The organism is Candidatus Obscuribacterales bacterium (assembly GCA_036703605.1).
Taxonomy (GTDB): Bacteria; Cyanobacteriota; Cyanobacteriia; order RECH01; family RECH01; genus RECH01.
Genome location: DATNRH010000941.1, coordinates 1 through 6041, shown reverse-complemented (window position 1 = coordinate 6041; position 6041 = coordinate 1). Strand labels below are relative to the sequence as shown.

Genomic DNA, 6041 nt, shown 5'->3' with positions numbered 1-6041 from the left:
ATTCCCTTTGACTTCTTTGATGATCCGCGATCGGAGCAAGCCCGTATTCAATACGAGAAAACTGGCTATCGCACCTACACCATGCTGGCTATGCCTCTGCTGGATGAACAGCATCCCGACAGTGACGGTGAACCAGAACTGGTGGCAGTGGTGCAAATGATGAACAAGCTCCGGCCCAATTGTGAACCGGGTCATCCTTTGAGTGACCGGATTGATCAGGTGGGCTTCACCCCAGAGGATGAGGATCTGTTTAGGGAGTTTAGTGCCTCTATTCGTCTCATTCTCAAATCATCCCAGTCGTTTTATGTGGCAACTCAGCGGCAACGGGCCGCTAATGCCCTGATTAAAGCTACGGAATCTCTCAGCAAGAGCAGTTTGGATCTCGACGATACGCTAAAGCGGGTGATGGATGAAGCCAAGCTGCTGATGAATGCCGATCGCAGTACCCTCTGGCTTCTCGATCGCGATCGCCATGAGCTATGGACGAAAATTTCCCAGGCGGATGGCTCCTTGAAGGAATTTCGGGTGCCGGTGGGCGTTGGTTTTGCGGGTCATGTGGCGGAAACCGGCGAAGTGCTCAACATTCCCTTTGATCTCTACACCCATCCTGATTCAGAAGTTTCTAAAAAGTTTGATCAGCAAAACGGCTATCGCACCTGTAGCCTGCTCTGTATGCCGGTGTGGAATCCAGATGGGGAGTTGATTGGGGTGACCCAGTTGGTCAACAAGAAGAAGCAGGCTGACTTACCCCCCTACGATGCTGCCAACTGGCCCGACGCGCCGGAATGTTGGCGGGCTAGCTTCAATCGCAATGACCAAGAGTTCATGGAAACCTTCAACATTCAAGCAGGGGTGGCGTTGCACAATGCCAAGCTGTTTGCCATGGTGAAGCAGCAGGAGCAGATGCAGCGGGACATTTTGCGATCGCTCTCCAATGGTGTAATTTCCACGGACAAGGAAGGCAAGGTGATTGCTGCCAATGAAAGCGCCTTGGAACTCTTGGGGCTAGATCAATCAGTGTCCATCGAAGGGCGATCGGTGGTGGACTTGATCACCATTGAAAAGGCTGATTTTTCGCGCTGGTTTCAAGGAGCCCTGTCTCCCCATGAGCTGAAGGATCGCCAGCAGTATTACCCGGATCAAACGCTCCATCCTGTGCATGGAGAAGAGTTTCACAGCGTCAACCTGTCGATTAATACCATTGCCGATGCCGCCGATCGCGATCGCGTGTCGGGAGCCCTGGTGGTCATGGATGACATCAGCGATGAAAAGCGTCTCAAAAGCACCATGTATCGCTATATGACCCAGGAGTTGGCCGAGCAGCTCATGGAAAATCCTGATGCGGCCAAAATGGGGGGCGATCGCAAGGAAGTCAGCGTTCTGTTTTCCGATATTCGCAGCTACACTACCATCACCGAAAGCCTGCAGGCAGAGGAAGTGGTGGAGATGCTCAACAAGTACTTCGAAGCCATGGTAGATGCGGTGTTTACCTACAAGGGCACCCTTGATAAGTACATTGGCGATGCGATTATGGCGGTCTATGGATCGCCCCTACCCTTGCAAGACCACGAATGGATGGCAGTACAAACGGCCTTAGAAATGCGGCGGCGGCTAGCCCTGTTTAATGAAGAGCGTCAGTTTGCCGGCCAAGTCCCCATCCGCATTGGCATTGGCGTCAACTCGGATAGCGTTATTAGCGGCAACATTGGCTCTAGTAAACGTATGGAGTTTACGGCGATCGGTGATGGGGTCAACCTTGGGTCACGCTTAGAGGCGGCTAGTAAGCTCTATGGCACGGATATTGTTATTAGCGAAACCACCTACCGCCCCTGTGCCGATCGCGTCTTGGTGCGTGAGCTGGACTACATCACGGTCAAGGGTAAGACCAAGCCGGTTGTGATCTACGAGTTGGTTGGTCTACGCAACGATCCGATCCCGGATGTGAAGCAGCGGGTGATGGAGCATTATGAAAAGGGTCGGAAGTATTACCTCGACCGTCAGTTTGCCCAGGCCATGGGTGAGTTTGGCATGGCGCTGGAAGCCGATAAAACGGACAAATCATCGGTGCTCCACCTCGATCGCTGCCAGAAGTGGTTGCTGAAGCCGCCGTCCGAAGATTGGGATGGCTCTTGGACGCTCACCGAGAAATAAGCCGTTATCAACTCTAGGGTGCATACCACATGGTTTCGACGCGCTGAATCATGGCGTCAGCGTAGGCTCGGCGCTCCTCTGTCCTGGTTTGTGGGCAAGTCATCGTGATATGGCCTAGCTTCCGTCCAGGGCGAGGAGCTTTGGTATACCAGTAGAGCCGAGACTGGGGCAGGGCGGAGAGCGATCGCAGCCGATCAGCATAGGCTGCCTCGGGGATGTCTGTGCCCAGTAGGTTGACCATGACAGCCCCCGGCACCGTGAGGGACGCATCGCCTAAGGGCAGACCAGCCACGGCCCGCAGGTGCTGTTCAAACTGGGAGGTTTGACAGGCATCCAGGCTGTAGTGACCGGAATTATGGGTGCGGGGCGCGGTTTCATTCACCAAAATCTGCTGGTCGGCGGTCAAGAAGAGTTCAATGCCCATGATCCCCACCATCTCTAGGCTGGTCATCAGCTGGCGGGCGATCGCTTCAGCTTGCTGCACCACCACCTCGGGTAGATCCCCCACTGCCACCACTCGCCGACAAATTTGATCCACCTGCTGAGTTTCCACCACAGGATAGGTCACCACCTCTCCCGTCACCGAGCGTGCCACCATAATGGCTAACTCCCGCTGGAAGGGAATAAAGGTCTCCAGCAGCCAGTCGGTTTGGGATTGTTGAATCAACTCTAGAGCGGCGGATACCTGGGAGCGATCGCGCAAAATTTTCGTACCCTGGCCGTCATAGCCATGTCGCCGAGCTTTGAGGACGACGGGGAGTCCCAACTGCATTAGATCGTCCGCTGTTACGACTTGGGGCAAGGCAACAAAGTCTGGTGTGGGTAGACCATGGTCTCGCAGGTAGCGCCGCTGATCGTACTTGTCTAACAGGGGGGTGAGGGCGGCTAGAGAGGGACGAAACAGGATGCCCTGCTGCTCTAGGGCCGTCAACGCGGCTAGATCAATGAACTCATTCTCAAAGGTAATCACCTGACATTGCTGCGCGAGCCGAGCCGTGGCCTCAGCATCATCAATGGCTCCATAGACCACGCCCCGAGCGATCGCCACCGCTGGATCCGTCGGCTGGGGGGTCTGAACGCGTAGACCCAGGTCTAAGGCCCTTGCCCCTCGCTCCATCATCCAGGCAAGCTGCCCTCCCCCAATCACCCCAACCTGATAAACCGGCGCAGAAGACAGGGCAGCAGAGCTAGAATCTGGCGATCGCATCGTAGAGATATCCATAGGCGAGGGAAAACGGCAGGATGCTGGTCTACCGGCAACCCAAGGAGTCTCGGGTTTTGATGCCGGTGGTTGGATTAGTTCCAGTAGCGTAGGCGCAAAATTCCTTGACCTGCAGCCGATCTAGAATAGCATCACTAAAGTCTGCTCCGGTGATATCTACCTGTTCAAAGGTAGATCCCAGCAAAATGGACTCGACTAACACGGCATCACTCAAGTCGGTATCAAAGAACTTGGACTGATCTGCCATGGCATTGGTCAAGTCTGCCCCATGCAGATTGGTTTTGGTTAGCACCGAGGCACTCAACACAGCTCCCCGCAGATCAGCATTTGAAAAATCGGTGAGCTCTAGGTTGGCATTGGACAGTTCCGCAGCCTGTAAGCTCTGCCCTGAGAAATCCTGTTGGGTGAGGTCGGCGTTGCTAAAGGAGAGCGGTGTGCTCCAGTCTGCCCAAGCAGGCAAACTCACGCCCCAAATGGCGATCGCTGCCAGAATACTCAGCAGCGCGGTGGTGATGTTCATAGGGGAGGTGTCCTTCTACGCGACAATAAACGGGCGAGATCGGTTGGCGGCGGCTACATTAGCCTGCGCGCACTTAGATCAATAGGAGCTTAGACCGGTAGCGCTGGGGTGCGATCGCCCAATTCCAGGAAGGCAGACAGCACTTGTAGATAGGTCTTGGCATCTTCCAGCATGGGAAAGTGGGAGGTGCGGGGAATCACTACCTGGGTTACATGGGGACTCAGGGCTGCCGCTTTTTGCCCCATATCTGCTGGAATAATCTGATCATACTGCCCCGAGATCAGCAGGGTACGCGTCTTCAGTTGGGCAAACTCCCGGGGCATCACCTCCGTCGCTGCTTTGCTCACCGAGGTGTAGATGGTACCCATGGCCGCTGCATAGTCCGCCATCAGAAAATCGTTGAGAAATGACTGACTTTCGTGGCTAGGAATGGAGCGATGTAGAAATCGAGCCATGAACATACGGTGGGCGAGGGGAATTTGTCCTAGCCATGCCGGACGAAAGCTCACCACATACCCGCCAAAGCGATAAAACGCTTCAAAGGCCTGCTTGTCGTAGTCAAAAATGCCGCTACAGGTTAACACCGCTTCTTTGACCCAATCTCCATGGCGGTTGAGAAACAGGGTGGCCACAGAAGCCCCCATGGAATGAGCATTGAGGTAGACCGGACGCGATAGCCCTAGGGCCTCTAGAAGCATCGCCAAATCATCGGCATAGCTGTCTAGTTCATAGTCGTCGATCAAATCCGCTGGCGGTGGCACCGGCAGGGGCGATCGCCCAAAGCCTCGCATATCGTAGAGCAGACAATCAAAGTGGGGCGTTAGGGCATGTGCCGTGGTTCGCCAATAGCGCCCCGACCCAGCCCAGCCGTGGAGGAACACCATCACAGGCTTTGATCCTGATGGTTGGGGGCGATCGCCCGCCGTGATCCACTCATAGTAATGGTCAACACCACGAACGGCTTGATAGGGCATGGGCTTAGCTTAGTAAATGATGCACAACGGATTCACAGGCCCTTAAGCCGACTCAGGTTTGGGCAGGGACGACGGATGCACTAGTAGCTCAGCCGTCGAGCGTTTTTCCACCATCTCTCGAGTAATCACGCAGCGGGTCACATCTTTTCGAGAGGGCAGCTCATACATGATTTCTAGCATTAGCTCCTCGACAATACCCCGCAGGGCCCGAGCTCCGGTCTTCCGACGATAGGCTTCCCGAGCGATCGCCCGCACGGCATCGGGTTTAAACTCTAGGGTGACATTATCCATCTTCAGCAGTTTTTGATACTGCTTCACCAGCGCATTGCGGGGCTCGGTCAAGATCTCTGTGAGGGCTTCCTCATCGAGCGGATCCACCACCGCCATCACCGGCACCCGGCCAATGAATTCAGGAATCATGCCAAATTTAACCATATCGTCAGGCTCAACATGCTTCAGCACTTCCGAAGCCCGACGTTCGCGCAACTGCTGATTATCGGTGGGTTGGACAAAACCCATGGAACGCTTACCAATGCGCTGCTCAACCGCCTTGTCGAGCCCCACAAACGCTCCACCGCAGATGAACAGAATATTAGTAGTATCGATCTGAATACAGTCTTGATAGGGGTGCTTGCGGCCGCCTTGAGGCGGCACGTTCGCAACAGTCCCCTCTAGCATTTTCAATAATGCTTGCTGGACGCCTTCGCCAGATACATCTCGGGTGATAGAAGGGTTTTCGCTCTTGCGGGCAATCTTGTCAATTTCATCGACGTAGATGATGCCGCGCTGGGCTTCTTCTACATCCAGATCAGCGACTTGCAGCAGGCGTAGCAGGATGTTTTCCACATCTTCACCCACATACCCAGCTTCCGTCAGCGTCGTCGCATCCGCTACCGCAAAGGGCACATCTAGTAGTTCTGCTAGGGTTTGGGCCAGAAGTGTTTTACCGCAGCCCGTGGGGCCAATCAGCAGAATATTAGACTTCTGAAGCTGGATGGAATCATCCCGACGGGTGCCGCCCAGCGTCATGCTTTGCTCATAGCTGAGACGCTTATAGTGGTTGTACACCGCAACGGACAGAATCTTTTTCGCCTGATCCTGACCAATGACATGGGCATCCAGATGGTTTTTAATCTCCTGAGGCTTGGGAATCTGGCTCAGGGACACCGATGAC

The 6041-nt window shown here is 54.7% G+C and carries 5 protein-coding genes; 1 reads left to right on the top strand and 4 read right to left on the bottom strand.

Translation table 11 applies throughout. The features are described from left to right. The coding region (locus tag V6D20_19380) for an adenylate/guanylate cyclase domain-containing protein (GenBank protein ID HEY9817945.1) at positions 1 to 2151 on the top strand (2151 nt) is incomplete at its 5' end. A gap of 13 nt (positions 2152 to 2164) precedes the next feature. Here the strand turns inward: V6D20_19380 and V6D20_19375 are convergent. From V6D20_19375 to clpX, 4 genes are all read right to left on the bottom strand, one after another. Further along, positions 2165 to 3373: a 5-(carboxyamino)imidazole ribonucleotide synthase gene (locus tag V6D20_19375; GenBank protein ID HEY9817944.1), complete on the bottom strand. Its 1209-nt coding sequence runs from the start codon at positions 3371 to 3373 to the stop codon at positions 2165 to 2167. Between the two features lie 28 nt (positions 3374 to 3401). Beyond that, the gene (locus V6D20_19370; protein ID HEY9817943.1) at positions 3402 to 3893 is read right to left on the bottom strand and encodes a pentapeptide repeat-containing protein; all 492 of its coding nucleotides are present in this window, start codon (positions 3891 to 3893) and stop codon (positions 3402 to 3404) included. Positions 3894 to 3982: 89 nt separating this feature from the next. Beyond that, on the bottom strand, positions 3983 to 4867 hold the full coding sequence (locus V6D20_19365) for an alpha/beta hydrolase (protein ID HEY9817942.1): 885 nt from the start codon (positions 4865 to 4867) through the stop codon (positions 3983 to 3985). A gap of 42 nt (positions 4868 to 4909) precedes the next feature. Next, the coding region (clpX, locus tag V6D20_19360) for an ATP-dependent protease ATP-binding subunit ClpX (protein HEY9817941.1) at positions 4910 to 6041 on the bottom strand (1132 nt) is incomplete at its 5' end.